This is a genomic window from Chloracidobacterium sp. N (genome assembly GCF_018304765.1).
GTDB lineage: Bacteria > Acidobacteriota > Blastocatellia > Chloracidobacteriales > Chloracidobacteriaceae > Chloracidobacterium > Chloracidobacterium aggregatum.
Window position 1 is genome coordinate 1,636,784 of record NZ_CP072642.1, and the last position, 25,467, is coordinate 1,662,250.

Genomic DNA, 25,467 nt, shown 5'->3' on the forward strand with positions numbered 1-25,467 from the left:
CAAACGTTACGGACGATTGCGGGTCGCCGCCTTGACAATCGAAAGAAGCTGCGACGGCGAAAAGGGCTTGCGGAAGTAGGTGACGACGCCAGCCTGCAAAGCATCCACTTCAGTTTTCACGCTCGTGTTTCCGGTGAGAATGATGACCGGCAAATCAGACAGTGCCGGTATCTGCCGCAGCCGGCGATAGGTCTCACTGCCATCCATTTCAGGCATGTCGAGGTCAAGCAGAAGGCAGGCAAACTGGGGATCGCGCTCCAGCATTTCGAGCGCCAACCGCCCGTTTTCCACCGTCACCACGTCGAATTCACGCCCCAGCGTGCTCTTGATGACGGCCCGAATCCCGATGTCGTCGTCGGCAGCCAAAACCCGTTTCATTCCAATCCGTTCCTCCTCACGGCTTTTTCTTTTCCACAGCGCTACCGGAAACTGTACCGGCTGCCGCAGACAACCATTTGGTCCACTTGCCTCATGGGTGTCCCCCTGGACGCCGCGCCCCCCGGTCTTCACGGTTCATACGCTCTTCGAGTTCGTCCCACATGCGCTGCATTTCGGCCTCGACGACGCGGAAGTTCTTGTACTTGCGCCGGATACGCCAGCGCCGCCAGGGTCCCGTCACCCACTCCCAGGTCGCCCGCAGTGGCGCCACTTCCCCGCCCCGGATGGTCAGAAAACCAATCCCCAGGGCCCACAGGGCTGAAACGGAATCCGGGTAGCCATACAGCAGAAAGACGATGTCTATCGCCGCTGAAACATAGAAAATCGTGCGCCCGCGCAACAGCACGAAATTGAAAAACGTCGGGGTGTTCCACAGGCGCGCAGCAAAGACGCCCACCATCAGGGAAAACAGCGTGGCGGAACTCGCGGCAAAAACAAACGAGGGAACCGGCGAAGGCAGGAACTGGCGTACCACCAGCGCCATCAGAAAGGTGCCCAGGTAGGCGGCCGCCCCGCCCAGGAAGCACAGCGCCAAAAACCGCCCCGTGCCGAGCATGCGCTCCACAACGTTGCCGAAAAGGTAAAGCACAAGCAGCCCGATCAACCACCCGAACGGCGTCAGCGGGGTAATCGTCGCCGTGAAAAACTGCCAGACCGCACCCTGGAGAACTGCTTCCGGCAAAAAGAAAAACGGCACCGGCACGAGCGCCCGCACAATGACCACCACGGTCGTTGCTGCCATGAGGAACAGCGTACCAGGCAGTGGGCCACCGACATTCACCGGCAGATCATCGAAAACACGGCGCATAGAGCAGACTGGGAAGCCCCTGGCAAAGTGGAGCATCTGCCGGACGGCATCGCACAGGCCGGCAGAAACGACGTGACTATGGCACGGAAACGCAGTTCAAGGCAATGAAACCTGTTTCCTTCTGCCCACTTCATCCCAGGGTTTTCATGTCGCTCAGGAACGACATAGAATGCGGCGGCCTCAGTTTCGTGAACGAGCCCCCTTCCGTGGAGCGCACGTTATGCTGACCACAATCAATCTGCACCAATGGATTGCAGACCACCGGCATCTTCTCCGCCCACCGGTGGGGAATGCGCAGATATGGAAAGACCGGGAATTTATGGTGACAGTCGTGGGCGGCCCCAACCAGCGCAAGGACTACCACATTGATCCCGGTGAAGAGTTCTTCTACCAACTCGAAGGCGACATGACCCTGCGCCTGATTGAAAACGGGGAGTTTCGGGATTTGCCCATCCGCGAAGGTGAAATCTTTTTGCTCCCGCCACTGGTGCCGCATTCCCCCCAGCGCGGCCCGAACACCCTGGGGTTGGTCATCGAGCGAATCCGGCGACCCGACGAACAGGACCGTTTTGAATGGTACTGCGATCGCTGTGGGCAGCGGTTGCACGAAGTCGCCCTCCACGTCACCGACCTCACAACCCAACTCAAGCCGCTGTTCGATGCGTTCTGGGCTGATGAGCGCGCCCGCACCTGTACGGCCTGCGGCCACGTGCTCCAGCCATGACCAACGCTGACGACAACGCCGCGCAGCCCTAACCTCACAACCCGTATGAAAGCGAGCTACAACTGGCTTGAAACCTACGTCAAGCCCGATCTCCCGGCTCAGGAATTAGCCCAGCGGTTCACGGCCGTCGGGCTGGCCGTGGATGCCGTCACCGCCGCCGACGGCGACTTCATCTTTGATTTCGACCTCACCACGAATCGCCCGGATGCGCTGTGCCATTTCGGTCTGGCGCGGGAGGCGGCCGTGCTGACGGGCACCCGGTTGTCTTTTCCTGACATCCACCTGACGGAGCAAGCCGTGTCCGGCGGACCAGCAGTGCACGTCCAGATTGCTGCGCCTGATCTGTGCCACCGCTATGCAGCGCGCCTTATCCAAGGCGTACGGGTTGGCCCGTCGCCGGACTGGCTGGTACGCCGTCTGGCCGCGGTCGGGCAGCGCAGCATCAACAACATCGTGGATGTCACCAACTTCGTGCTGCTCGAACTGGGACACCCCCTGCACGCCTTCGACTTCGAGCGGCTGGCCGGACGGCGCATTGTAGTTCGCACGGCCAACCCCGGCGAAACCCTTGTGACGCTCGACGGGGTGCAACGGACGCTCACGCCGGACATGCTGATGATTTGCGATGCCGAACGCCCGGTGGCCGTCGCCGGCGTCATGGGCGGCGCGGAGAGCGAGATTTCCGTCGCAACCACGCAGGTGCTGCTCGAAAGCGCCTGGTTCACGCCGTCCACGGTGCGCCGCACGGCGCGCCAGCTCGGCCTGCACACCGAGGCGTCACGCCGCTTTGAACGGGGTGCGGATTTTGAAAACGTCCGGCGTGCCATTGACCGCTGTGCCCAGCTTATCGTCGAGGTTGCCGGCGGGGTCGTGGTTGGTGGGCCGGTTGACGTCATCGCCCGGACGCGGACGCCCCACACCGTCCGCCTCCGCCATGCGCGCATCGCGGCGCTGACTGGCGTTGAAGTCACACCTTCCAGAGCCGCCGACATCCTGACGGGACTGGGCTTCGAGCTGGTGACGGAAGATGAGGGCGAAAGCGAATGGATTGTGCCGGGCTTTCGGGTGGATGTGAGCATCGAGGAAGACCTCATCGAGGAAGTCGTGCGGCACGTGGGCTATGACGCCATTCCGGCAACGCTCCCCGGCTGGAATGACGCCGGCGGGTATCTGCCCGGCGAAGAAAAGCGGCGGACACTGCGCCAGACGCTTCTCGCCCACGGCTTCCACGAAGCCATCTCGTTTAGCTGGTGCTCCGGCGAGACACTGGCCGCCACCGGTGCGCCCGGCGGACGACGGATTGCCAATCCGCTTGACCAGCAGGAAAACGAACTGCGCACCTCCCTGCTTCCGGGACTGTTGACGGCTGTGGCGCGCAACTTCCGCTTCGGCACCGAGGATGTCCGGCTCTTCGAGATGGGCAAAGTCTTCCACACGGTGGACGGTCAGCTTACCGAGAAGGAATGCCTGGCGCTGGCCACGGCCGGCCGCGCCATGCCGGAGGACTGGCGTGGGCAACCGGCGGCCGAGAGTTTTCACACCCTGAAGGGCATGCTGGAACTCCTGTGTGATGCCGTGCGCTGCCCTGCTGTCACCATTGCCGCCCCGGCGGCGGACAGTGCCGTGACGGGCTTCCTGCCCGGACAGGTTGCCCTGCTTCAGATTGGCGGCCAGCCCGTCGGGCGGCTTGGGCGCGTCAGCCAGGCGCTGGCCGCGCATTTTGACTTCAAGTTGCCGGTCTATGTGGCCGAACTCGAACTGGCCACGCTGCTGTCCGGCGCGACGACCTTCTCGGCCTACCGCCCGCTCCCCCGCTATCCACGGGTCGAACGCGACATTTCGGCGCTGTTTGACGCCACACTGCCGTTGGCCGGCATTCAGGACTTCATTGGCAGCCTGGCCATTCCAGAACTGGAGCAGGTCCGGCTGCGGGATATTTTTACCGGCGCGCAGATTCCAGCGGGACAGCGGGCCATAACGCTCAACTTGTGGTATCGTGCAGCCGATCGCACGCTCACAGACGAGGAAGTGTCCGAGCGTCATCGCCAGGTGGTGGAGGCGCTGTGCGCACACCTCGGCGCGACGATTCGCTGAGCGTGTGGCGGGAACGCGGCCTGTCGCGCCAGGAACGCATCGGGTCAAGCCGGACAGAAGAAATCATCGAACCAGAACCATAAGACGACCGAGCCAGAGGGAAAGCCGTGACGACGCTCAACGGAATGGAGAAATTCAATCACCTGGAAGACAAGCTGTACCGCATCGTCGAATACGCCAAGCACCTACGCCAGGAAAAAGAATCGCTGGAACGTGAAGTCGCCGCACTCAAACGCGAGGCGGCGGCACGCGCCGAAGAAAATGAACGGCTCAACCAGCGCCTGCACCAGATGCTCAATGAACGGGATGCCATCAAGAACAAGGTCGAGGCCATGCTGGATGCCATTGCCCTGGTGGAACCGGAGCTGACAGAAGCGGCGCGGCGGGGATGAAGTCAACCTTTTCCAGCCTGGACATGGGACAGTGGATGGATGTGAAACGGGCCGGCGGTGACGCCCGGCCCACCCGATGAGGACACGGAGAACAAGCCAGGGCACCCCACAACCAGAGCCCCCATGGGCTGGGACGGCAAGTGATTTTCCCCGTAACCCAGTGCCAATGTAGAGGTTATGTCCGATGGCAAATCCACGTGAAGCTGGCACGCAACCGGTTGAAGTCCGTATCTACGGGCAGGTCTATAACATTCGTGGTGACGGCAACAGCGCCTACATTTCCGAGCTGGCAGCCTATGTTGACCGCAAGATGCAGGAAGTGATGAGCAGCACCAACACGGTGGACAGCCTGCGGGTGGCCATCCTGTCGGCGCTCAACATTGCCGATGAGCTTTTCCAGGCCAACCGACGCATCGAGCAACTCGACGCCATGGTTGGGGAGCGCAGCCACGACTATGCCAACCTCATTGACTCCGTGCTCCGCAAGGAAAAGTCCCCAACGCCCGAAACCAAGGCCCAGTAACTGCAATGCACTTCCGGCCGGTCAGCGACGACTCACAGACGAGGTTGCCCATGACACCTGAACAGTTCGACACCATCAACCGCCTGTTTCAGTTGACATTCCAGGTGGGAGACCGCCTTGGCTCGGAGTCGAGCGATCCGGCACAACTGCTGCTTACGTCGCAGCCGAATCTGGAAGGCTGTCAGGCGTACTTCCCGGCCGAATACACCCTGGAGCCACTTGAAGCCGGGCAGTGGCAGGAACACCTGGCCGATGCTCCCGCCCTGGCCGAAATGGTCTGTATCCTGGACGCATCTCCGCTGTCCTGTGGGCTTTACCGGCAGGATGAGGTTTCCTGGTGGGTCTGCGCCTTCTGGGCGGCCCAGGAACAGCTCGGCACGAACCTCCTGTTTCGCGCCCACCGGGTCGAAACGTAGGCGTACCGCGCGGCATCCGTTCGGCAATGTGCCTGCGACGAAGTGGATGACTCCGGGCTAACTGATGGATTCTTCTGTCCCAAAGCCCAAGTAGTCGCTCACACTCATGCCAATGCGCTTGGCAAAGAGCTGTCCCATGGAGTGAATCTCGCCCAGGGATTCATCGAGCAGTATCCGCTCGACGCGCCACATGGGGAAAAAGCTGTGGGTCAGTCCAATGTTGCTTTCCCCATTGGCAATGGCGCTGAGCCAGTCATCGAAAGCGTTGATGTCAAGCCCCCGCAGATGGACCCCGGATGGCTCCAGGCTGGTCAAAATCCCCCAGAGTTTTTCGCGCGGGCTATGCAGCCCAAGAACCACACAAGCGCCTGGACGAATCATATAAGCCTCCTGGGATTCGGTTGCGGCACGTCATTCGGAGTCGAGGACCTTGCTCGTTTCAAAGATAATTTCGCTGCGCATCACCCGCACGGTCGCATTGCCCGATGTTGGGTTGGCTTCATCGGGCACTGTCTCCACCTCAGCCGCCAAATCGGACAACTCGGTCACCGGGGGATCAAGCTCAAAGCGAACCAGGGCCGTGCCCAGACGCAGGATGTCGTCATTCTCCAGCCGGATGCCGGTGGCATCACCCGGTGGCGTCTCGATGGATTGCCCGGCCCGCTCGACGGCCGTCCCATTGGCGCTCCCGGTGTCAAACAGGTAGAAGTCACCATTGTCAAAAACAATCGAGGCATGCTGGCGGGAGACGCTTTTGTTGGGGGAGCCGCTCTGGTCGTGGCGTGCATAGACAAAATCATTCCGCCGCAACACTTCGCCGGATTTCAGATCGAGTACCGTCCGCAGGCGGCCCAGAAACGTCGTGCGCTTGGTGATAATGAACGGTGAGCGATAGACCTCACCGTTGAGCGCCGTCAGACGCGCCAGCCGTGGAATCTGCGGCTTGACGCCTTTGACCTCGACGATACGCCCGGCCTGCTCATCCACCGTGACGGCAAGGCCTTCGGCCGGCTCAGCCGGTGAGGACCATTCAAAACTCACCGAACAATGGGGCGGTGCGCCGGCCGCAGCCACCAGGGGACGAATCTCAACGACCAGCGGCTCCAGCAACCGGAAACCCGACCCCGTAATGTAGTCATAGACCATCTTCGTAAACACGATGGAGTTGAACAGCACTTCGAGTTCTTCGAGCTTGGCCGGGCGCAGGTTGGGCACCGTAAAGACCATGCGATTGGGCACGAAGGTCTGGTTCCCAACCCAGATGAAACGCTTGAGCGAAAGCTCGTCCAGAATCTGCCGCACCAGCAGATGGGGCTTGACATCCTCCGGCGTCAGCACCGGATTGACACGGATGGCTTCGGTCAGGAAACGTTCGAGTTCAAGCAAACTTCGGCGAGTGTCACTGTTCATCGGAAGGCACCCACATCACAGGAACATTGCAAAAGCCAACCGGGACGCGCTGCCAGTCGCCACGGCTGGCAGCCCTCCCGCAACCACCCCTAAGCCGAAAAGTCCGCAAGACACGGAATCTCGATTTCGTAGGCTGAAACCGGCAGCGTGGGATACTTCTGATAGACCACCTGGGCTTCAACGTGGAGACAGCTCAAACAGTCTTCCTCCGTGCAGCCGGTATCCAGCCCGATGGCGCTGCCGAAGACATAGATTTCACCCGGATTCCGTACACCCTCCGCTGGCAGCAGACGCGCCGGAGTATGCCCAAAAAAACAGGGCTTGCCGTCATAGAGCGTGAAAAAATTCAAATCGCGGGTCCACATCAGCACTTCCGGTTCACATTCCGCCGGGTGCTTGCCGGCGGCAATACCGGCGTGAACATACAGGGCCCTTTCATCTTCGTAAAAAAACGGCAGACTCCGCAAAAATTCAATGTGTGATTCGGGAATGCCAATGGCCAGTGAAGCCGTATTCTCATCAATGTCAAAGCCGTACTGCTGAAGGGTCTGAATACCGCCGTTTTCGGGAATCAGCCACAGCGGATCGCCGTAATCGAGCAGGTCCAGCAACATCTGCTCGTGATTGCCGCGCAGACACACCACGTTGGGATTGCGGCGGCGCAGTTGCAGGACGCACTCAACGACTTCCGGTGATTCGTCTCCCCGATCAATGAGGTCTCCCACAAAGATCACCCGGTCATGACGCTCATCATAATCCACGGCTTCGAGGATTTCCCGCAGTTGCCGGGCGCGCCCGTGAATATCTCCAAAAACGTACGTGTTACCCATACCCTGAACCCTGTTCAAGCCCCGGAAAATTACGTGTTTCCACCCGCCAATTGCACCTGTGCAATTGCGCATCAGCCAAAGTCAACCTAGTGCGCCAGCTCCTTCCCCGGCTTGAAACGGATGGTCTTGCCGGGCGGAATGTCGGCAATTTCACCCGTGCGCGGGTTCCGCCCGACGCCACGTTTGCGGGGCTTGACCACAAACACCCCAAACCCGCGCAACTCAATCCGTTCGCCACGTTCGAGCGCCTGCTTGAGGCCCTCGAGCAGGGCATCTACGGCAACCTCCGCCTTGGACTTGGCAATTCCGGTGGCCCCGGCAACGCGATTGACGATGTCAAGCTTGATCACGGTTCACTCACACCCAAAACGTCATGATTGATGACCTGTCCCCTGCTGCGGCGCGGGGCAGCCCAGTCCACCTCGTGGACAGCCTTGTGTACGGCGTGTGAAGGCAACGTAAGGGTCACTTGAAACGCTGTCAAGCCGGAAGTGACTCATCCAGTGTTTCCCCGTCGCCAACTCCCGTTTCTTCTGTCAATTGCCCCCAACTCAGGCGTTCACGCAGAAACAGAATCAGCCCCAGCAGGGTCAAAGGGACATACCACACAATATGGGAAACAAACGAAAATGCGAGGGCGGCTTCCTTCTCAACACCAAAGGCGCTGAGGCTGTGCGTACAAAACCACTGGTATGTGCCCACATAGCCCGGTGCGGAAGGCAACATCGCCCCCAGGTTGACATAGCACATGACGTAGAGGATTTGCGTCACCCCTACGTCCAGATTGCAGGCCAGCGCCACGAACCAGGTCATGTAGAGACTCGCGATCCAGATACCGAACGAATCCACCCAGACCCAGGCCAGCGTACGCAGGGAGCCGCCGCAACTGACCCCGCGCAGAAAACGGTCGGTCATATCCGCAAGGCGCGCGGCATAGCGTCCCAGGCGGACGGCTGTCAGACCGCGCTCGACCAGGCGCACGACGGTTGGGCGGAGGACGATAGCGGCCACGAGGCCGGCGGCACACCCGAAGCCCAACCAGGCCACGCCGGTGGCAATGACCTTGCTTTCCGGCGGGAGCTTCAGGGTCAGCAGCGTGAAGGAAATGAGTAACAGCAGCATGAGCACGTCAGCCAGCCGCTCGGTCACGATGGTGCCAAAGGCAAAGCTTTTGGTCGTCCGGGTTTTGCGCCCGACCAGATAGGCACGCGCCACTTCCCCGATGCGCGCCGGCAGGATGTTGTTGGCCATGTAGCCAACGGTCATCACGGAAAAGCAGTCGCCAAAATGAATCGCATCATCCGCCGGGCGTCCGACATCGAGCAGCCGTTTCCAGCGCACGGTACGCCAAGCAAAACCGGCCCACATGAGAACAAAGGCCACCGCCAGGTAGGGCCACTGGACAGCCCGCAGCGCCAGCCCCGTTTTTCGCCAGTCAATGCCGTAAAACGCAAGTCCGGCAAACACGATGCTGAGCAGGATACCGAGCCAGATTGTGACCGTTTTGAGCTTGCCCTTCATTTGGCTTTGGAAAGGACTGGAAGCTGGTCTCCCTGCGGTTCAGCTAAGTGGCTGGCTGACAGCTTTAGCCCCCGGCGGCGCACGGCAGCCAAGCGTAGGGCGCACGGTTCAGCGGTCATAGTAGCCACGGCGCGTACGGATGATGACGCCGGGACGCCGGGACGTTACCTTGACCCGCCGCCACCGGCTGCTGTGTTCGACTTGGGTGGGGTAATAGGCCAAACCATACACCGTACGCAACTCGGCAATGACTTTCTGGTACACGCCGGCGAGGTCCTCGACCCGTGCGGCGACATAGAGCACAGCGCCGGACGCATCCGCCACCTGCTGGAGTTGCGTACGCGCCAGCGCATAGACCTCGGCCGTCTCCCCCCAGTGATTCCGAAAGTTTTCCTCTTCGGTGTCCAGGTAAATGGGATAGACCAGCGTGCCGGATTCCAGAATCGCCTCCAGCATCTGACGAAAAGAAACCCGCGACGGCGCCGGGTAGGCGGCGCTGATGCTGTTGTCCACGCCATCGGTCATGACGACGACGGCGTTGCGTTCGTCCTGAAACGGAGCCAGCACTTCGGTAAGGGTAAACCACATGGCTTCGTAGTAGGCGGTTCCCCCGTCGGTGGCGCGCATTTCGGCAATCCGCTGCTTGAGCAGCGCACGGTCATTCGTCGGGCGGCAGAGCACATGCACGCTGCGGGTGAAGGTGACGATGGCAACCCGGTCCTGGGGACTGGTCAGCTCGACGAAGCGCCAGGCGCCTTTGCGGATGGCTTCGATCTTTTCGCGGGTGCTGCCGCTCAAATCCAGCAGCAGCACCAGATTGAAGGGCGTGTTGGTCGGCTTGAAGTGGGCAATTTCCTGCTTGGTTTCTTCGTCGAAGATGGCGAAATCCTCGGCTGTCAGGTTGGTGACAGCCCGCCCGTCCTGGGTGGTGGCAATGACGTTGAGGTTGACCAGCCGGGCATTGAGGCGAATGGTGTCCGCATCAACGCCCGTCTCGTCGGCTTCATCCACCGGAATATCCAGGGCGCGCCGGCGGAGTGTCGGGCGACCGTCCGGCGTTGTGCGCAGGGGGTCGCGGCGTGGCAGGTTGGCCAGTGCCTCGTCAGCAGCCGAGAACTGTCCGGCGTCATGGTTTGGCATATCTCCGGTGCTTCCGCGGTTGTCGCCGCCGGCCGGTGGCAGACCGCGCATTCCCGCAGCGGGGTCCGAAGCCGGGCTGCGGCCCCCCGGTGGAGGGATGATGCGCACGCCAATACCGCCTGACATGGTAGTGTCATCCCCGAAACGTCGCTGCTGCCGTCCGATACCACCCACGCCGCCGTAGGTGGCGCTGGAGTCATCCTGTGATTGCGTGCCGCCGCCGAAAATGGGCGTCAGCGGACGGTCAGACGGTCGCTCATCAGGCGGCGGGAAGCGTGTCGGTTGCGAGGGAATGGCGTCATCCGCCACGGCCACAGAGGGCGTTGAAGCCGGTTCCACGATGGCGACACTCGACCGCAGGGACTTGAGCGCAACATGACCGGCGGCCGACCGGACGATGATTGCACGCCCGCCGCGTCCCAGCCGCCCCTTGATGGCCCGACTGCCTTTTTCGTCATACCTTGCCAGGCTGAGGTGACTGGTGGCCGTCCCGTTGGCTGAAGAGAGTTCAACATCGGCATCGAACCAACGTGGGACTTCAACAGCAACATCACCGCTGTCGGTTTCCACCGTGGCGCTGGCCACCGGACCAATGAGTTCGATTGTCCCGGAATGGGACAAAAGACGGACGTGGGACTCGGCCGGAATGTAGAGCTTCAGATTAATCCCGCCCATTTTCGGGATGCAGCGCACCGTGAACTGCGAGGGAGTGGCGACAATTTTGATGTCCCGCTCATCCACCCAGCGCCCATCGGGGCGGGCCGCCATGATGTGGATGAGGTCTTCGCCCCAGACCTCCACTTTGGTCGTCCCGGAAGTATTTTCAACCTGAATGGTGCGTCCCAGGCCGGCCTCGAAACTGCGCTCAAAGACCTTGAGCTGCCCGGTCGCCGGGCGCTGGGCGCTCACCGGCAGACCACCCAGCCCCGTACATGCCAGCAGGGATAACAGAACCCACGTTGCCCGCTGCCGCCACGTCCATCCGTTGGTTGCCATAGCGACTGTCTCCTTCATCCACCGCGCCGAAAGCCCCGGAACAACAGCTCCGTCCCATCGTCCGGTCAGCGCAGCCAACCGGGAGGGACCCCCAGACGCCGGGCTTCTTCCTGCAGGACCGTGTATTGCACATACAACCCGGTCAGCCGCGCCTGGGCATCCCGGATGCGCTCATTGACGTTGATCAGTTCCCGTTTTTCAGCCGTCATGACTTCCTGTGGCACCAGCACCCGGTTGCCGAAAGCATCCCGCCCCAAAAGAAAGGTTGTTCCTTGTTGGTCAATCCGGCGTTGCAGCCCCTGAGCCTGGCTGGACAGCGAACGGATGATTTCCTGCTGGGTATAGATTTCCATCAGAAGACTCCGCGCCCGCCCCCGCCAGTAGGCTTCGTCATTCGCCCTCGCCAGGTTCGGGTCCGGGCTGGACGAAACCGAACCGGTCGTCCGTTCCGCCGTATTTGGCACCGGCGCACTCTGCCGGGGACGCGCCGCCGCATGGCGCATCGTGCCGCCAAAATCGGCATTGGTCAGCGTGCGCACCGGCTTCTGCGCCGCTGTGGAAACCGGCCTGGAGGGGATCGGCGGGGGCGTCGCCGCGGCCAGCGGCGTCGTGTGCTCATCGGCGCCAATGGCGCGCGGCGGGCGGGCCTGCGCCCGAAACGCGCCATCCCCCTGCCCGTTGACCCGCTCGGTAGCCGCAATGTCAATGTTGGCCAGAGCAATCGAAATCCGCTGCCCGTCGGAGGTCGTAAAAATCGCCACTTCGTTGACGATGCGGTACTCGTTCCGGACTTCCAGCCGTTTCCCATCCCGGAGCACCAGCACGTAATCAGCGGCCAAGGCCACACCTGACCACAGTGCCATCCCCAGCCAGACGACCGTTGCGGCTACCCAGCGTGTCATCGCGTTCCTCCTCATCGAAAGCCGGCTTTTTCCTGAAAACGCTTCCCTGGATGGGCCCTGAGTGAGCGATTGTTATCCAACGATAGCACGTCATTTTGCCATTCGGCGATATAACGTGCTTAGATAGTGCCAGGTTTCACCCCAACAACGGCGGCCACGCCCGTGATTCATTCGGAAATTGCGCTCATTCTTGACTTTGGCTCGCAGTACACCCAGCTCATTGCCCGCCGCACCCGTGAACTGGGGATTTACTGCGAGATTGTTCCGTGTCACACGCCACTGGATGAAATTCGCTCCAAATCCCCCCGCGCCCTGGTGCTCTCTGGCGGGCCGGCTTCGGTGTATGCCGCCGACGCCCCGCACTGCGATCCCGGTGTGTTCGCGCTGGGCGTCCCTGTCCTTGGCATCTGCTACGGCTTGCAAACCATCGCCGCCCGGTTTGGCGGAACGGTGTCCCCTTCAACCCGCCGCGAGTTTGGCGCGGCACGCCTGCGGCAGTACCAGACCAGCCGCCTGTTTGCAGGATTGCCGGAGGAATTCGATGTCTGGATGAGCCACGGCGACCACGTGGTGCAGCCACCGCCGGGATTTACCGTCACTGCGCAAACGGAGGACGCACTCGGCGCGCTCGAAGACCCGGCGCGGCAGCTTTACGGCTTGCAGTTTCACCCGGAAGTCGTCCACACCCCGCTTGGGCGGGACATCCTGCGCAACTTTTTCATCGGCATTGCCGGCATGCGGGCCGACTGGAACATGCAGAGTTTCGTCGAGGCCGCCATCGCCGACATTCGCGCCCGGATTGGACCCACCGGACGCGCCATCTGCGGACTTTCCGGCGGCGTTGACTCAACGGTTGCGGCGGCGCTCGTGGCAGAAGCCATCGGCGACCGCCTGACCTGCCTGTTTGTGGACAACGGCCTGTTGCGGCTGGGTGAGTTTGACGAAGTGCTGGCGATGTTCCGGGATGCGATGCACCTGAACGTCAAAGGCATTGCCGCCGGCGAACGTTTCCTGACGGCCCTGGCGGGCGTGGACGATCCCGAAGTCAAGCGCAAAACCATTGGACGGGTGTTTGTCGAGGTCTTTCAGGAAGAGGCTGCCAGACTCGGTCAGGTGGAGTTTCTCGTCCAGGGCACGCTCTACCCGGATGTCATTGAATCCGTGTCGGTCAAGGGGCCGTCAGCGGTCATCAAGAGCCACCACAACGTCGGCGGTCTGCCCGAAACGCTCCACCTGAAACTGGTCGAGCCGCTCCGGGAACTGTTCAAGGACGAAGTACGCGCCGTCGGCCGGCAGCTCGGCCTGCCGGAAGCCCTGCTGCGCCGGCATCCTTTTCCCGGCCCGGGGCTGGCCGTACGCATCGTCGGAGAAGTCACCCCGGCGCGGGTGGCCCTGCTGCAACGCGCCGATGCCATTGTCACGGAGGAAATCCGCGCGGCCGGGCTGTATGACGACATCTGGCAGGCTTTCGCCGTGCTGCTGCCGGTACGCAGCGTGGGTGTGATGGGCGATGAGCGGACGTATGAGCACGTCTGCGCCATCCGCGCCGTCACCAGCCAGGACGGGATGACCGCCGACTGGGTTCGCCTGCCCTACGACGTACTGCACCGCATCAGCCGCCGCATCATTGCCGAAGTGCGGGGCATCAACCGCGTGACGTACGATATTTCCTCGAAGCCGCCAGCCACCATCGAGTGGGAATGAGCCGGCGCGGGGCCGGTTGGAACCTGTCCACGCCCGGAAAACCCGGTCAGGCTGCCGTAACACCCGGGCTGTCGGGCGATATGGTGGAGAATGGCGTATGAGCACAAAGTCAGACCGCTTTCCCGATGACGATGCCAACTGGTTGGCTGGCATCAAGCAACGCATCGTCGCCGCCCGCCAGTGCGCGGCCCTGCGGCCAATGCCGAATTGATTGGGCTGTATTGATTGGGCTGTACTGTGGCAGGTTGGCCGCGAGATTCTGGAGCGGCAGGTAGCACAGGGCTGAGGCAGCAAAGTCATCGAGCGGCTGGCGCGTGATTTATGCACGACGTTCCCGGACATGAGGCAGGCACACCCGAGGAAAACCAGGCATGAACCGTGACACGGCAACCCAAACCTGTCCCGGGCCAGGCCCAGGCTACAGCGGTGTTTTGGCGTGACGTGGCGGCACTTTCCGGCTCCCACGGCGCGCAACAATGACTTGATGTGCTTTCCGGGACGACTGAAGATTGAGCAGGAGTAGATAAACGATGTTCGTGGATTCACACTGTCACGTGGACTTTCACAGCTATGACGACGACCGGGAGGAAGTCCTCAACCGGGCACGCGCTGCCGGCGTCGGGATGATGCTTGAAATCTGCGGCGGCGACATTGCCCGTGGCTCGCTTGACATCGGTATGCGCATCGTTGACCGTGAACCCGACATCTACGGCGCGGTCGGGGTGCATCCCCACGATGCCGCCGCCTACGGGCCCCCGCTCGAAGCCCGGCTGCTCGATCTGATGACGCACCCGAAAGTCATTGCCTGGGGCGAAATCGGGCTGGATTACTACTATGACCGCTCACCACGTGACGTACAGCGGCGCGTCTTTGCCCGCCAGATGACCCTTGCCCGCGAACGCCAGCTTCCCATCATCCTGCACATCCGGGACGCCGACGAAGACATGATCGCCATGCTGCGCGACTACTGGACGGAGGTTGAACGGCCCGGCATCTTCCACTGCTTCAGCGGCTCGTGGAAACTCATGGAAGCCGGCGTCGAACTGGGCTTCCACATTTCCTTTTCGGGCAACGTCACCTTCAGGAAAAACCACGAGTTGCGTGAGATTGCCCGTGCCGTGCCGCGTGAACGTCTGCTGATTGAAACCGACTGCCCCTTCCTGTCGCCGGAACCCTACCGTGGCAAACGCAATGAGCCGGTGCGCGTCATTGAAGTCGCCCGCCAGTTGGCACAGCTTCACGAAATGGATGTCGCCGACCTCGGCCGGCTGACGACCATGAACTTCTGCCGCCTTTTCCGGCTTGAAGCCGCCGTGCCCTCGGCGGTAACCACTGCCAAGGCATGAATGACCCTGCTGCGTCAAGCCGCCCTTGATCTCGTCATTGTCGGGCTGCTGTTTTCCGGCCTTCGCTTTGGCGGCCGGGTGTGCCGGCGTCTGCTCCTGCCCGGCACTGTCCACAGCGCCCTTGACGATCTCGCCTTGGGGAGCATCGGCGCGGGCTGGCTGGTCTTTGCGGCCCAGACGTTTGGCGGTTACGGGCGGCCGCTGGCACTGCTGTTCCTTGGCCTTGGCGTGCTGGGGCTGCTTGATCGCGCGTGGTGGACAGCCCTTGCCGGGGGCTGGACGCACTGGCGGCAGATGCCTTGGACGAACCGCGCCGCGCTGGGGGTCATTCTCATCAGCTTCGGCAGCGCCGGCCTTGCCGCTTTGGCTCCGCCCACAGCCAAGGACGCGCTCGTGTATCACCTTGCCGTCCAGAAAACCTATCTGGCCGCCGGGCGCTTCGTTGAACTTCCCAACAACATCTTTGCCTACTTTCCACAGTTGGTCGAAGGGCTGTACGCCTGCGGCATGAGCGCCGGGAGTGACCGGACGGCCGCGCTCATCCACACCGGCTTCGGACTGCTGCTGTGCCTTGGTACATACCGGCTGGCCCGCGCCACGGGGCTGTCGTCCACCGGCGGATGGCTGGCGGCCGCCGTTCTCGCCAGCACCCCCATGGTCTGGCTCGAAGCCGGCTGGCCCTATGTGGATTTGGCGCTGGCGTTCTACGTCGTACAGGCGCTGCACCGCCTTCTGGACTGGCACGCCACAGGCCGCACTTCGGCGCTGGTGCTGGCCGGCGTGTTTTTTGGCGGCGCGGCCAGCATCAAATACCTGGCGCTGCCGCTGGCGCTGGCGCTGCTACCGGTACTGCTGGGATGGCTGGCCGTCACCTCTCCGGCACCTTCTCCGGGCCGCGTCATTCGGACCCTGGCGCTGTTTTTCGGGCCGCTGCTGGTCGTCGCAGCACCCTGGTACGGGCGCAATCTGTGGCTGGTTCACAACCCGGTCTTCCCGCTGCTCTACACCCTGTTTCCGACGCAGAGCACCGGTTGGGATGCTGACCGCGCCCGCCTGCATCTGCTGTTTCTGCAGGGCTACGGCAGCGCCACGAAAGACTGGCTCGACTATCTCACCCTTCCCTGGCGGGTGTGCTGGCTGGCCCGCACTGACGACATCCGGCACTACGACGGCGAAGTTGGTGCGGTTTATTTCCTGTTCGTTCCGGCGCTGGCGCTGTGGCGGTGGATGGACAGCCGCCTGCGGGGACTGACCGCCTTTGCTGGCCTGTTTTTCGGGCTGTGGGCGCTGTCGTCGCAGCAGGTACGCTTTCTGCTCCCCGTCCTGCCGCCGGTGGCGGTGGTGAGCGTCTGGTTTGCCGCCGACTGGCTTGGCATCAACCGGAGGTTGCGCCGGATCGGTCTCGTCTGCCTGGGACTGTTCATCACGGCCAATGTCCTGCGCACCGCTGATCTGGCCGTTGAAGGACAGGCCGTGGCGGCGGGGCTGGGCCTTGTTCCGGCCGGGGATTACCTTCGGTCGAAGCTGCCCGAATACGGACTGTTCCGCTTTCTTGCCGAACATACCGAACCGCAGGCGCGCATCTGGCTGGTCACGACGGGCGCCCGGACGTACTACCTCGAACGCCCGTTTCTGACCGATTACGCTTTTGAGGACTACACCCTGGCGCGCCTTGTCTGGGGCGCCCGCACGGCGGACGAGCTGGCCGCAGCCGTGGCCCGGCTCGATGTGGACTGGCTGCTCATCGCGCCCGGCATCGTACTCGATCCCAAGACAACGCCGTTTGAAAACGAAGCGGAACGGGCACGATTTGTGGCGTACCTGCGGAGGTACGCCACACTCGTCCGGCAGGATGGGCAACTGGCCCTGTTCTGGTTGGAAGGGGCAGGCGCGGAACCTGCCCGTTAGCGATTGGGTGGCCGTGACCTTCAGGCGGCTCTGGCCCCCGTCAGGATTTCCTGCATCCGGGCGCGGGCCTTGTGCAGTTGCGACTTCGATGTGCCGGCGCTGATGCCGAGCAGGCCGCCGATTTCCTCGTGTTCATAACCGTTCAGGTCGTGCAGGATGAGCACGGTACGATACCCACGGGGCAGCTTTTTGACGGCGGACAGCAGCGCCAGTTTGTCCACGAATGGCGTTTGCGATTGCCGGATCGTGACCGGCGTGACTTCTTCCGGCATATCGCCTTCTTCGGTCACGCTCTCCATCCGGTTGGACTTTTTACGGAAGTGCATCAGCACCTGATTGACGGCAATCCGGTGCAGCCAGGTGGTGAACGCCGCTTCGCCACGGAAGCTGTCCAGCTTGCGGAGCACCTGTACAAACACCTCCTGGGTCAGGTCTTCCGCATCATCCGGGTTGCCGGTCATGCGCAGGCAGATGGCATAGACCCGCCGGTAATGCTGGCGATAGAGGGTGTCAAAGGTTTCGGCTGCCGCCGGCGAGGGCGGCTCCGGTTCCGTCGTGGACTCCGGGGTGACATCTTCTTCCAGTTCTGCAACTTCATCCAAACCGGGAACGCCCGGTTCGAGACCAAATTCGCGTCCCAGCAGATGGTTTTCAGATATATCGCCAAGTGAACTGTCGGCAAAGTCAGATGAGGGAGGAAACGTGGCAGGCGAGGGGGTAAAGGCAACTGACAATAAGGTGTCTTCAGTCGTCAAACGGCACATGATGGAAAGCCTCCTAATCGTGAACTGGCAATCACTGGCTTTATGTAAAAACAAATCACGTGCCAAAGTTCCCGGAAGGCCGGGCAGAAAACGACAACCTCTTTGCTTTCAACCACCTGGCAGGCAACAAAGAACCGCCGGCCGACCGTGGTCAGAAAACAACCACGGCCGGCCGGCTCATTCGGGCGCACGATTTGGTGCAGTGGCAGCCCCTAGCGCAAACCGGTGCTGAACGTAATCGTCGGGCCGAAGATCAAGCCGTTGAGAAACAGGCGGCGCTGGGCATGCCAGATGCCCCGGTAGTGGGGGTCGTCGGCAAACAGAATGACGTGCCCGGCGCCAATCTGCTCCTCGATGACGGGCGCCGTCTGACGGACAAACCGCTCCGTATTTCCCTCCCAGACGAAGCCGGACAGTGGCTTGGGATTTTCGATGGTCAGCACGTTGGTGCCGGTTTTTGAGGGACGGAAGAAACGCTGGGTCAGCAACACGGGAAGCTCCGCCTGCTCATGGCTGAAGGTCAGAAAATGCTCCCGATTGACCACCGCCCGAAAAATGGCTCCCGGCAGCGGCAACGGTTCCTTGCCCAATCCGGCATCGGGGGAGGTCGCCGCATCAGCCGTTGGCTCAACGGTTTTCTGGCTCTCCCTGGCGGTTGTTTTTTTGCGCCCCTGCTCCCGATAGCGTGCTGGTGTGCTGCCGGTTTCCGGTGCTCCGGCAGCTTCATCCGACGCCGCGCCGGGCTTGTCAGCCGGTGCTGACGCCGGGCCGTCTTTTTCGGCGTCGCCTTCTTCTCCAACCAGCCGCGCGCCCGTCAGGTCAACGTCCTTGTGGGCGGCAAAGGCGGCAGCGCCCCCAAAGCAAATCAGCGTTCCGCCTTCGCGGCACCAGAGCTTGAGCCGCTCGATACCCTCCTTGCCAAAGGCCCGCCGGTACGCCCCCGGTGAGCCATCCGGCAGAATGAGTACATTGAATTCACTGAGGCGCAAATCCAGAAAGGTCTCGACGGTGATGGGCGTAAATTCCGTCCCGATGTCCCTGGACAGCATAAACCACAGCGCCCCGTATGAAGTCTGGCTGACGCCTTCCTGGGCAATGACGGCAATGCGTGGCGGACGCAACGTGTAAACGCCTTCGGAGCCGACACCCGTAATGCCGGTGTCGGTGTAGGCGGAGTTGATGGCCTGCACCTCAACCCCGCATTCACCGGCCAGCAGGGACAGGCGGGTGTGGAGGGTTTCAGGGTTGCGCTCGGTGCGCAGGATGAAACTCCCACGCGGATAGGTGCGCTCTCCGGCCCGCAGGGGGCGAACCGCCGTCGCCAGCCGGTAGCCTTCCTGAAGCAGGCGCAGCGCCAGTCTGGCCTCGGCATCCGACGTGTAGCCAAAGACATACGCCGTTTTGGCCGGGGGCGGAAGCGGCGGTGCCGGTGGCACGACCGAGGTGACCGGTGTGGTTTGGACCGTCGGCCGGCTCCCCGCCCAGTATGCCGGCACGTCCAGCGCCAGCGGCAGTGACCAGGCCGTGATGTCGTAAAACTCGGTTTCTTCCTTGGGGGCGTTGGGTCCGCGTTTGGTATTGCGCCGCGCCTTTTCAAGCTGCCGCTCGATGAAGGCCTGGTCCTGCCGGGTGTCCGGTTCCAGCAGCGCCCGGGCCATGCGTCCCCGTGGCTGATCGAACGTGACCATCAGTGTGCCGGCCGGAAACTCCCGCGTCGGCTGGACGCCGCCGAAGTAGTCGTGGACGGCTTTGAGGGTGAAGGGAGCTTTGGCCATCTGAATCTCCACGCCCTGGTGGAGCAGGGCCTCCACGAGCCGCTGGCGACGCCCCGCGTCCCCTTCCGGTGGGAACACCACACACTGCAGGGGGCCCTGCCGCCCTTCGGTGATGGAGCGGACGAAAAACGCCCGGTAGTCCCGCAGCCGTTCCACGCGGTGCGCCGCCGCCGTTTGCAGTGTCGCCAGCGAGGCCGTGAAGTGCCGGGCGATGCCGTCCCGCAGCGTGAGAATACTTTCGTCGTCCCGCCGCCAGTTGAGTCCTTTCCAACCGCCGCCGTCGGTCTCATACGTCATGCCGGTCGCGCCGTTGAGCGATGACCAGCTATCCCAGTAGCCCGGATAAAACAGATCGAACACATCCCGGACGTAATACTGCCACCCGTGACGATCAAAGGCGGCCGCGTTGCCGCGCCCGAAAACCTCCAGCCACTTGTCCGACTGCCCACGGTCAAGATTCGGATTGATGGGCAAAGCCGCCGGCGGGAAGAAATAGTTGACCGTCTGCCCGTGGTGGTCGGCGCAGACCTGCGGATGCCATTCCAGAAAGGACTGCATGGCCGACTGCGATTCCACCTGCGAGGCCATGACCAAATCCCGGTTGAGATCAAACAGGTAGTGGTTCAGCCGCCCGTAGATGCTCCACGGCTCACGGTGCTCGATGGCAAAGGGTTCAGGACGACCAATGCCGACGGCGTTGTACCAGGTGACGAACCGCTCGTGGCCATCCGGGTTTTGACACGGATTGATGACCACCACGGTCTGGTCGAGCAGCTCGGTAATCGTCGGATGCTGGCTGGCCACGAGCGTGTAGAGCACTTCGAGCATAGCCTCGAAGGCCGCCGACTCATTGCCGTGAATGCTGTAGGCCAGCCAGACGATGATCGGCAGGTTTTGGATGAGCGGCTCGGCCGCCTCGTCCGAAAGCTGGCGGGGGTCGGCCAACCGGGACGCGTCGGCCTTGATGGCTTCCAACCGGGCCAGATTTTTCGGGGCGCTGATGACCAGCGTGTAGAGCATCCGGTGTTCCTCCGTGCGTCCGCGCTCGAAGACACGCAGGCGGTCGGACCTGGCGGCATAGTCGCGGAGGACACGCTCAAAGCCAGCATAGTTGGTGTGAAAGCTGCCAATTTCGTAACCCAGCGTCGTCCAGGGAGAAACGAAATCCGGGGCGTAAGGCGCAAACTGCCGGAAATCGAAAGCGACGGTGGCTGTCGTGGGCGGCGACGGAAACTGGGCAAAGGAAGGGGGCAGCGGCATCAGCAGAAACAGGCAAAGCAGCGCAGTGAAGGAAGCTTTCAAAATTTTCATGGACGTGGCGCAGGCCGGGCACCGCCCAAGGCAGCGCGATGGAAGCGCCGGCCCTGACGCATGCCGGGAGAAAAGATGAAAATACGCGCAAAGCTAGCGGGGCGGCTGGGCTTTCGACTTCTTGCTTTTCTTTGGCTCGACAACTTTGGGCGTCGGTTCGTCCGCCCGCTTGGGCGTCGGCTCGGACTCGGTAGCCGTTGGGCGCGCGGCCTCGGTTTGCCCGTTCGTGGCGCGCTGCCCGTAGGTCTGGATTTGCTTGCCCTGTCCGGTGATGGTGGATTCGGGGGTGATGACATCCGTCCGCACACCCAGGCTCACCAGCAACTCCTCGACTTCAGGATCAATGGTGTCGTCTTTCTTGAGGATGATGCCTTCCTTTGTCACGCTGGCGCTGGGGCCGAAAATTTCCTCGAACTTGCGTTTGATGAAGCTTTTGCGCACCACCTGCTTGACTTCGGCACCCTCGGCGGGAGCTGGCACTTCCACGCCAAACCGTTCGAGATATTCCGCCGCCTTGTCGCGCCACTCACTGTTGGGATACTCCCGCACGATTCGGGCAAAGGACTTGGCCGCTTCGGGCGTATCCTCCAGTTGGGTCAGGGAGACGCCATGCAGAAACAGCGTCTCGTCCATGTAGGTGAAGTCAGGATAGTTCCGAATGATGCTCTCGCAGCGTCCCTTGACGGCGACGTACTTCTGTTGCTTGAAGTACAGGCGCGCCACGCCCAGGCTGTGCATGCCAAGCTGCTCGCGGGTGAACTTCAGGTATTCCTGCACCTGGGGCTGGAGCTTCGACTGCGGATACTCCCGGACCAGCCGCAGCAACTCCCGCTCTGCCCGCCGTGCTTCCGTGTTGTCGAGATTGGCCGGGCCAATCTGCCGGACGTGAATCTGGGCGATCTTGAGCAGGACATCATCCGCCAGCGGATGCTGGGGAAAAAACTGCAACCACTCGCGGTATTCCACATCGGCCTGCGCCAGACTGGAAGCGCCACCTTCCCGGTAAAACGAGTCGGCAATCAGAAGCTTGGCGAGCGGAAGCAGCGGGCTGCCGTCGTAGCTTCCAATCAGGGTGCTCAGCAGCAGGCGGCCTTCCTCGTAGCGCCGCTTGCGCATGGCGCGCAGCCCTTCGGCATACAGCTCCCGGTCGCGCCCCTCACGAACTTCCTCAGTCGTGACCTTTTTCTTGGGGCTTCCACAGGCCAGGGAAGCCGCCAGGCAGGCGGTCAGGGCCAGCAGCGCCCAACTCCGCTTCAGCGTCGGCTCAAACCATTTTGACATCAACAACTTCCAAGCCCTCCACCAGAGAAGCACGGGAGACAGCCCCCGGCTTCGATGACTTCATACAGCCGCCGGCACGGCCTCGCCGGACTCACCATCGGGCGACGCGACACCCAGCGCCGCCGCCCGGAGTTGCCTGACGGCCAGCCCCGGATCAGGCGCGCCGAACACGGCCGAACCGGCGACGATCCACTGCGCGCCGCGCTCCACAAGTGCGCGTACGTTGTGCTGACCAATGCCGCCATCCACCTCAATGGCCACGTCCAGACCACGTTCGTCAATCATCCGGCGCAGGCGGGCCACCTTGGGCAGACAGGCTTCGATGAAACGTTGCCCGCCAAAGCCCGGATTGACCGTCATCACCAGTACGAAATCCACAAAGGGCAGCACCTCTTCCAGCAGGACCAGCGACGTTCCGGGATTGAGCACCACTCCAGGCCGCGCTCCCAGTGACCGGATGGCTTCAAGGGTGCGATGAAGGTGATGAACGACCTCCACATGGACGGAAATGCTGTCGGCGCCGGCATCCCGAAAGTCCTTCAGGAAGGCATCCGGGTTGGTCATCATCAGGTGCACGTCGAGCGGCAGGCGCGTCACCCGGCGCAGCGCCGCCACCACGGGCGGCCCAATCGTCAGGTTGGGGACATAGTGCCCATCCATGACATCCACGTGCAGCAGGTCCGCGCCGGCCGCTTCCACCCGCTGGATTTCTTCCGCAAGGCGCGCAAAGTCGGCCGATAGAATCGAAGGCGCTATTTTGACTTCAGTCTGACCTGTCATTTCCCACCAAACCGTTCATTTTAGTGGCCGCACGGGCGAAAAACGCGCCGAGGTCACTCACTGGGGGCGACTGACATTGATCTTCACCGGAAAGGGACGGCGGACGACACTGCCCGCCTTCGGGTTTTGGCGCACGACCGTGCCCACCGGCTCCGGCGCGTTCGGCACTTCAATGATCACGACGCGCAATCCCTGCTTTTCCAGTATCTCACGGGCTTCAGGTTCGGTTTTTCCGACCACGTTCGGAACCGTCACCCGCTCCCCACGTGTCACGTAGCACGTGGCAATGCTGCCGGTAATGAAAGCCACAACGAGCAGAGACACAAACATCACCCGCCATACAAGGCGCTTCAGCCAGGACCCAATCGTGCGCTGCGGCTGGCTACTGCTGACTACGCTCGCCATGGGGCGCGACTCTATCACCCACGCCAGAACAGCGGCAACCGATTCGTTGGCCCCACCTTGCCAGGTTGAAACGCCAGTGTGACCCGGAGGTACATCACCCACTCCCGATTGCCTGGCGGGCACGACTTCCCGGCTGCACAGGCGATGGACAGCGCGGTGATTTGCTCTAAAGTTGTCCGCCATGAAAGACCTGCTGCGCCTTCTGGGCTATGCACGCCCCCATGCCGGACGGATTGTCATTGCCGTCCTGGCCGCTGCCGGTGTTGGTCTCTTCGAGGCTGGCCGCACGGCGCTCATCCAGCCCATTTTCGATGGTCTGGGCCTCGGCAGTGATACCTTCCCGACGACCATCGGGGGCGTGACCGTACCCCGGTTGCAGACCTGGCTCCCGGCCGGCAGCGCCTACTGGATGGTCGTGCTGGGGCTGCTCATTGGCTTCAGTCTCCTGCGCGGGCTGGCGGAATTTGCCGCCAACTTCCTGCTGACCTCCGTGGGGCAGTCGGTCATTGTCACCCTGCGCATGGCGCTCTTTACCCATGCGCTCGACCAGTCGGCGGCCTTTTTCGACCGCCGCCGAACGGCCGAACTGACCAATGCGCTCATCACCGATGTGGAGAAAGTACAGTCCGGGGTGGCGCAATACCTGGCGGATGCCCTGCGGGAAGGCTTCACGCTGGTCTGCCTGCTGGCGCTGGCGCTTGTGCTGTCGTGGAAGCTGACCCTGCTCACCCTGTCCGTCGTGCCGCTGCTGGCGCTGCTGACGGCGACGTTCGGACGCCGCCTCCGGCAGTCCAGCCGCGCCACCCAGCAGGCGATTGAAGACGTGCTGGCGCTGGCGACGGAAGTGCTGTCCGGCTACCGCATCGTCCAGGCGTACGGCGCACAGGCGACGGAGCAGGCGCGTTTTCAGGCGGCCGTTCAGCGGCTGCGGCGCTTCAACCTCCGTACGGCCCGCGCCCTGTTTCTGCCCTCCCCCCTGCTGGATGTGCTGGGCGTCGTGGTGGGTGCGGGCGTCATCTTCTACACCCACCACCTCATAGCCAGCGGCGAACTGACGCCCGGCGCTTTTACCGCCACACTGCTGGCGCTCGTGCGCCTGTATGACCCACTGCGCAAGCTGACCCAGACCTACCAGGCCTATCAGCAGGTGATTGTCTCTGCCGGTCGGCTCTTTGCCCTGCTCGATGAGTCTTCGCCGGTTACGGATGCGCCAACGGCGCTGACGACGGCCACCTTCCAGCAGACTTTGGCGCTGACCGACGTGGTGTTCACGTATCCCGAAACGGCGCGGCCGGCGCTTGATGGCGTCACCTTCAACATCCGCCGGGGGGAAACTGTCGCGCTGGTCGGGCCGAGCGGCGGCGGGAAAAGTACGGTCTTTGCCCTGCTCCTGCGCTTCTATGACCCCGTCCGTGGAAGTATCACCCTGGATGGCGTGGACATCCGCCACGTCACCCGCGCGGCCCTGCGGCAGCTTGTGGCCTATGTTCCCCAGGAAACGGTCCTTTTCGACGGCACTTTTGCCGAAAACATCGCCTATGGACGGCCCGGCGCCACCCGCGCCGAAATCGAGCAGGCCGCGCGCGCGGCCTACGCCCACGAGTTCATTCTCGAACGGGGCGGCTATGACGCGCGGATTGGCGAAGCCGGACGGGCACTTTCCGGCGGACAGCGCCAGCGGATTGCCATTGCCCGCGCCCTGCTGCGCAACGCCCCCATTCTGCTGCTCGATGAGGCGACCTCGGCGCTGGATGCGGAATCCGAACACCTCGTCCAGGCGGCGCTGACGACCCTGATGCAGGGACGCACCACGCTGGTCATCGCCCATCGGCTGGCGACGGTCCAGCGCGCCGACCGGATTTTGGTCTTTGAGCGCGGGCGCATCGTCGAAGCCGGCGACCACGCCACCCTGACGGCGGCCCAGGGAACGTACCGGCGGCTCTACGAGCTTCAGTTCACGTCCCAGAGCAGCTAACCGGCCAGAGCAGCTAACCGGACC

Annotated in this window: 23 protein-coding genes; 9 read left to right on the plus strand and 14 right to left on the minus strand. The window is 62.5% G+C overall.

Annotated elements, in window-relative coordinates; genetic code table 11:
- Positions 1-6: 6 nt before the first annotated feature.
- Together J8C05_RS06750 and J8C05_RS06755 are read right to left on the minus strand one after the other, a co-directional pair.
- Positions 7-378 carry a response regulator gene (locus J8C05_RS06750; protein ID WP_148263973.1) on the minus strand — a complete coding sequence of 124 codons (372 nt, stop codon included), beginning with the start codon at positions 376-378 and terminating at the stop codon, positions 7-9.
- A gap of 91 nt (positions 379-469) precedes the next feature.
- Positions 470-1,180, minus strand: a complete 711-nt coding sequence (locus J8C05_RS06755; protein WP_187288351.1) for a rhomboid family intramembrane serine protease — start codon at positions 1,178-1,180, stop codon at positions 470-472.
- A 286-nt stretch (positions 1,181-1,466) separates the two neighbouring features.
- On the opposite strand from J8C05_RS06755, the gene J8C05_RS06760 reads away from it, so the two are divergent.
- From J8C05_RS06760 to J8C05_RS06780, 5 genes are all read left to right on the plus strand, one after another.
- Positions 1,467-1,970 carry a 3-hydroxyanthranilate 3,4-dioxygenase gene (locus J8C05_RS06760; RefSeq protein ID WP_211421496.1) on the plus strand — a complete coding sequence of 168 codons (504 nt, stop codon included), beginning with the start codon at positions 1,467-1,469 and terminating at the stop codon, positions 1,968-1,970.
- Between the two features lie 45 nt (positions 1,971-2,015).
- Positions 2,016-4,064: a phenylalanine--tRNA ligase subunit beta gene (pheT, locus tag J8C05_RS06765; protein ID WP_211421497.1), complete on the plus strand. Its 2,049-nt coding sequence runs from the start codon at positions 2,016-2,018 to the stop codon at positions 4,062-4,064.
- 107 nt (positions 4,065-4,171) lie between these two features.
- Complete coding sequence (locus J8C05_RS06770; RefSeq protein ID WP_148263974.1) at positions 4,172-4,456, plus strand: hypothetical protein; 285 nt, start codon at positions 4,172-4,174, stop codon at positions 4,454-4,456.
- 184 nt (positions 4,457-4,640) lie between these two features.
- Entirely contained in the window at positions 4,641-4,979 is a 339-nt protein-coding gene (locus J8C05_RS06775) for a cell division protein ZapA (RefSeq protein ID WP_211421498.1), read from the plus strand.
- 50 nt (positions 4,980-5,029) lie between these two features.
- The gene (locus J8C05_RS06780; protein WP_211421499.1) at positions 5,030-5,395 is read left to right on the plus strand and encodes a hypothetical protein; all 366 of its coding nucleotides are present in this window, start codon (positions 5,030-5,032) and stop codon (positions 5,393-5,395) included.
- A gap of 57 nt (positions 5,396-5,452) precedes the next feature.
- On the opposite strand, the gene J8C05_RS06785 is transcribed toward J8C05_RS06780, so the two are convergent.
- From J8C05_RS06785 to J8C05_RS06815, 7 genes are all read right to left on the minus strand, one after another.
- A complete protein-coding gene (locus J8C05_RS06785; RefSeq protein ID WP_211421500.1) occupies positions 5,453-5,776 on the minus strand; it encodes a hypothetical protein in 324 nt (107 codons plus the stop codon).
- Between the two features lie 30 nt (positions 5,777-5,806).
- On the minus strand, positions 5,807-6,805 hold the full coding sequence (locus J8C05_RS06790) for an FHA domain-containing protein (protein WP_211421501.1): 999 nt from the start codon (positions 6,803-6,805) through the stop codon (positions 5,807-5,809).
- A gap of 89 nt (positions 6,806-6,894) precedes the next feature.
- Entirely contained in the window at positions 6,895-7,635 is a 741-nt protein-coding gene (locus J8C05_RS06795) for a metallophosphoesterase family protein (RefSeq protein ID WP_211421502.1), read from the minus strand.
- An 86-nt stretch (positions 7,636-7,721) separates the two neighbouring features.
- Complete coding sequence (locus tag J8C05_RS06800; RefSeq protein WP_211421503.1) at positions 7,722-7,985, minus strand: HU family DNA-binding protein; 264 nt, start codon at positions 7,983-7,985, stop codon at positions 7,722-7,724.
- A 130-nt stretch (positions 7,986-8,115) separates the two neighbouring features.
- On the minus strand, positions 8,116-9,156 hold the full coding sequence (locus J8C05_RS06805) for a lysylphosphatidylglycerol synthase transmembrane domain-containing protein (RefSeq protein WP_211421504.1): 1,041 nt from the start codon (positions 9,154-9,156) through the stop codon (positions 8,116-8,118).
- Between the two features lie 108 nt (positions 9,157-9,264).
- Entirely contained in the window at positions 9,265-11,292 is a 2,028-nt protein-coding gene (locus J8C05_RS06810) for a VWA domain-containing protein (protein WP_211421505.1), read from the minus strand.
- Positions 11,293-11,357: 65 nt separating this feature from the next.
- Positions 11,358-12,194: a hypothetical protein gene (locus J8C05_RS06815; RefSeq protein ID WP_211421506.1), complete on the minus strand. Its 837-nt coding sequence runs from the start codon at positions 12,192-12,194 to the stop codon at positions 11,358-11,360.
- A 165-nt stretch (positions 12,195-12,359) separates the two neighbouring features.
- Between J8C05_RS06815 and guaA the strand changes: the two genes are divergently transcribed.
- The 3 genes from guaA to J8C05_RS06830 all read left to right on the plus strand — a co-directional run bounded on the left by guaA (position 12,360) and on the right by J8C05_RS06830 (position 17,152).
- Complete coding sequence (guaA, locus tag J8C05_RS06820) at positions 12,360-13,898, plus strand: glutamine-hydrolyzing GMP synthase (RefSeq protein WP_211423223.1); 1,539 nt, start codon at positions 12,360-12,362, stop codon at positions 13,896-13,898.
- 530 nt (positions 13,899-14,428) lie between these two features.
- Positions 14,429-15,244, plus strand: coding sequence for a TatD family hydrolase (locus tag J8C05_RS06825; RefSeq protein ID WP_211421507.1), 816 nt, complete (start codon positions 14,429-14,431; stop codon positions 15,242-15,244).
- Positions 15,245-17,152, plus strand: coding sequence for a hypothetical protein (locus tag J8C05_RS06830; RefSeq protein ID WP_211421508.1), 1,908 nt, complete (start codon positions 15,245-15,247; stop codon positions 17,150-17,152).
- A gap of 20 nt (positions 17,153-17,172) precedes the next feature.
- On the opposite strand, the gene J8C05_RS06835 is transcribed toward J8C05_RS06830, so the two are convergent.
- The 5 genes from J8C05_RS06835 to J8C05_RS06855 all read right to left on the minus strand — a co-directional run bounded on the left by J8C05_RS06835 (position 17,173) and on the right by J8C05_RS06855 (position 23,468).
- Positions 17,173-17,916 (minus strand): RNA polymerase sigma factor, encoded by a 744-nt coding sequence (locus tag J8C05_RS06835; RefSeq protein ID WP_211421509.1) that lies wholly within the window; start codon positions 17,914-17,916, stop codon positions 17,173-17,175.
- A gap of 212 nt (positions 17,917-18,128) precedes the next feature.
- Positions 18,129-21,002, minus strand: coding sequence for a M14 family zinc carboxypeptidase (locus tag J8C05_RS06840; RefSeq protein ID WP_211421510.1), 2,874 nt, complete (start codon positions 21,000-21,002; stop codon positions 18,129-18,131).
- A 93-nt stretch (positions 21,003-21,095) separates the two neighbouring features.
- Positions 21,096-22,283 (minus strand): outer membrane protein assembly factor BamD, encoded by a 1,188-nt coding sequence (locus J8C05_RS06845; protein ID WP_211421511.1) that lies wholly within the window; start codon positions 22,281-22,283, stop codon positions 21,096-21,098.
- Between the two features lie 60 nt (positions 22,284-22,343).
- Positions 22,344-23,063, minus strand: coding sequence for a ribulose-phosphate 3-epimerase (gene rpe, locus J8C05_RS06850; protein WP_211421512.1), 720 nt, complete (start codon positions 23,061-23,063; stop codon positions 22,344-22,346).
- Positions 23,064-23,120: 57 nt separating this feature from the next.
- Positions 23,121-23,468 carry a PASTA domain-containing protein gene (locus J8C05_RS06855; RefSeq protein WP_157850656.1) on the minus strand — a complete coding sequence of 116 codons (348 nt, stop codon included), beginning with the start codon at positions 23,466-23,468 and terminating at the stop codon, positions 23,121-23,123.
- Between the two features lie 181 nt (positions 23,469-23,649).
- Between J8C05_RS06855 and J8C05_RS06860 the strand changes: the two genes are divergently transcribed.
- Positions 23,650-25,443, plus strand: coding sequence for an ABC transporter ATP-binding protein (locus J8C05_RS06860; protein WP_211421513.1), 1,794 nt, complete (start codon positions 23,650-23,652; stop codon positions 25,441-25,443).
- Positions 25,444-25,467: the final 24 nt, after the last annotated feature.

Bases quoted from the DNA above. Each gene is read 5' to 3' on its own strand.
- J8C05_RS06795 (WP_211421502.1), bottom strand. From the start codon at position 7,635: ATGGGTAACACGTACGTTTTTGGAGATATTCACGGGCGCGCCCGGCAA.
- J8C05_RS06805 (WP_211421504.1), bottom strand. From the start codon at position 9,156: ATGAAGGGCAAGCTCAAAACGGTCACAATCTGGCTCGGTATCCTGCTC.
- J8C05_RS06860 (WP_211421513.1), top strand. From the start codon at position 23,650: ATGAAAGACCTGCTGCGCCTTCTGGGCTATGCACGCCCCCATGCCGGA.
- J8C05_RS06810 (WP_211421505.1), bottom strand. From the start codon at position 11,292: ATGGCAACCAACGGATGGACGTGGCGGCAGCGGGCAACGTGGGTTCTG.
- J8C05_RS06845 (WP_211421511.1), bottom strand. From the start codon at position 22,283: ATGTCAAAATGGTTTGAGCCGACGCTGAAGCGGAGTTGGGCGCTGCTG.
- J8C05_RS06780 (WP_211421499.1), top strand. From the start codon at position 5,030: ATGACACCTGAACAGTTCGACACCATCAACCGCCTGTTTCAGTTGACA.
- J8C05_RS06840 (WP_211421510.1), bottom strand. From the start codon at position 21,002: ATGAAAATTTTGAAAGCTTCCTTCACTGCGCTGCTTTGCCTGTTTCTG.
- J8C05_RS06825 (WP_211421507.1), top strand. From the start codon at position 14,429: ATGTTCGTGGATTCACACTGTCACGTGGACTTTCACAGCTATGACGAC.
- J8C05_RS06815 (WP_211421506.1), bottom strand. From the start codon at position 12,194: ATGACACGCTGGGTAGCCGCAACGGTCGTCTGGCTGGGGATGGCACTG.
- rpe (WP_211421512.1), bottom strand. From the start codon at position 23,063: ATGACAGGTCAGACTGAAGTCAAAATAGCGCCTTCGATTCTATCGGCC.
- J8C05_RS06830 (WP_211421508.1), top strand. From the start codon at position 15,245: ATGACCCTGCTGCGTCAAGCCGCCCTTGATCTCGTCATTGTCGGGCTG.
- pheT (WP_211421497.1), top strand. From the start codon at position 2,016: ATGAAAGCGAGCTACAACTGGCTTGAAACCTACGTCAAGCCCGATCTC.
- J8C05_RS06750 (WP_148263973.1), bottom strand. From the start codon at position 378: ATGAAACGGGTTTTGGCTGCCGACGACGACATCGGGATTCGGGCCGTC.
- J8C05_RS06790 (WP_211421501.1), bottom strand. From the start codon at position 6,805: ATGAACAGTGACACTCGCCGAAGTTTGCTTGAACTCGAACGTTTCCTG.
- J8C05_RS06775 (WP_211421498.1), top strand. From the start codon at position 4,641: ATGGCAAATCCACGTGAAGCTGGCACGCAACCGGTTGAAGTCCGTATC.
- J8C05_RS06835 (WP_211421509.1), bottom strand. From the start codon at position 17,916: ATGTGCCGTTTGACGACTGAAGACACCTTATTGTCAGTTGCCTTTACC.
- J8C05_RS06855 (WP_157850656.1), bottom strand. From the start codon at position 23,468: ATGGCGAGCGTAGTCAGCAGTAGCCAGCCGCAGCGCACGATTGGGTCC.
- J8C05_RS06760 (WP_211421496.1), top strand. From the start codon at position 1,467: ATGCTGACCACAATCAATCTGCACCAATGGATTGCAGACCACCGGCAT.
- J8C05_RS06755 (WP_187288351.1), bottom strand. From the start codon at position 1,180: ATGGCAGCAACGACCGTGGTGGTCATTGTGCGGGCGCTCGTGCCGGTG.
- J8C05_RS06785 (WP_211421500.1), bottom strand. From the start codon at position 5,776: ATGATTCGTCCAGGCGCTTGTGTGGTTCTTGGGCTGCATAGCCCGCGC.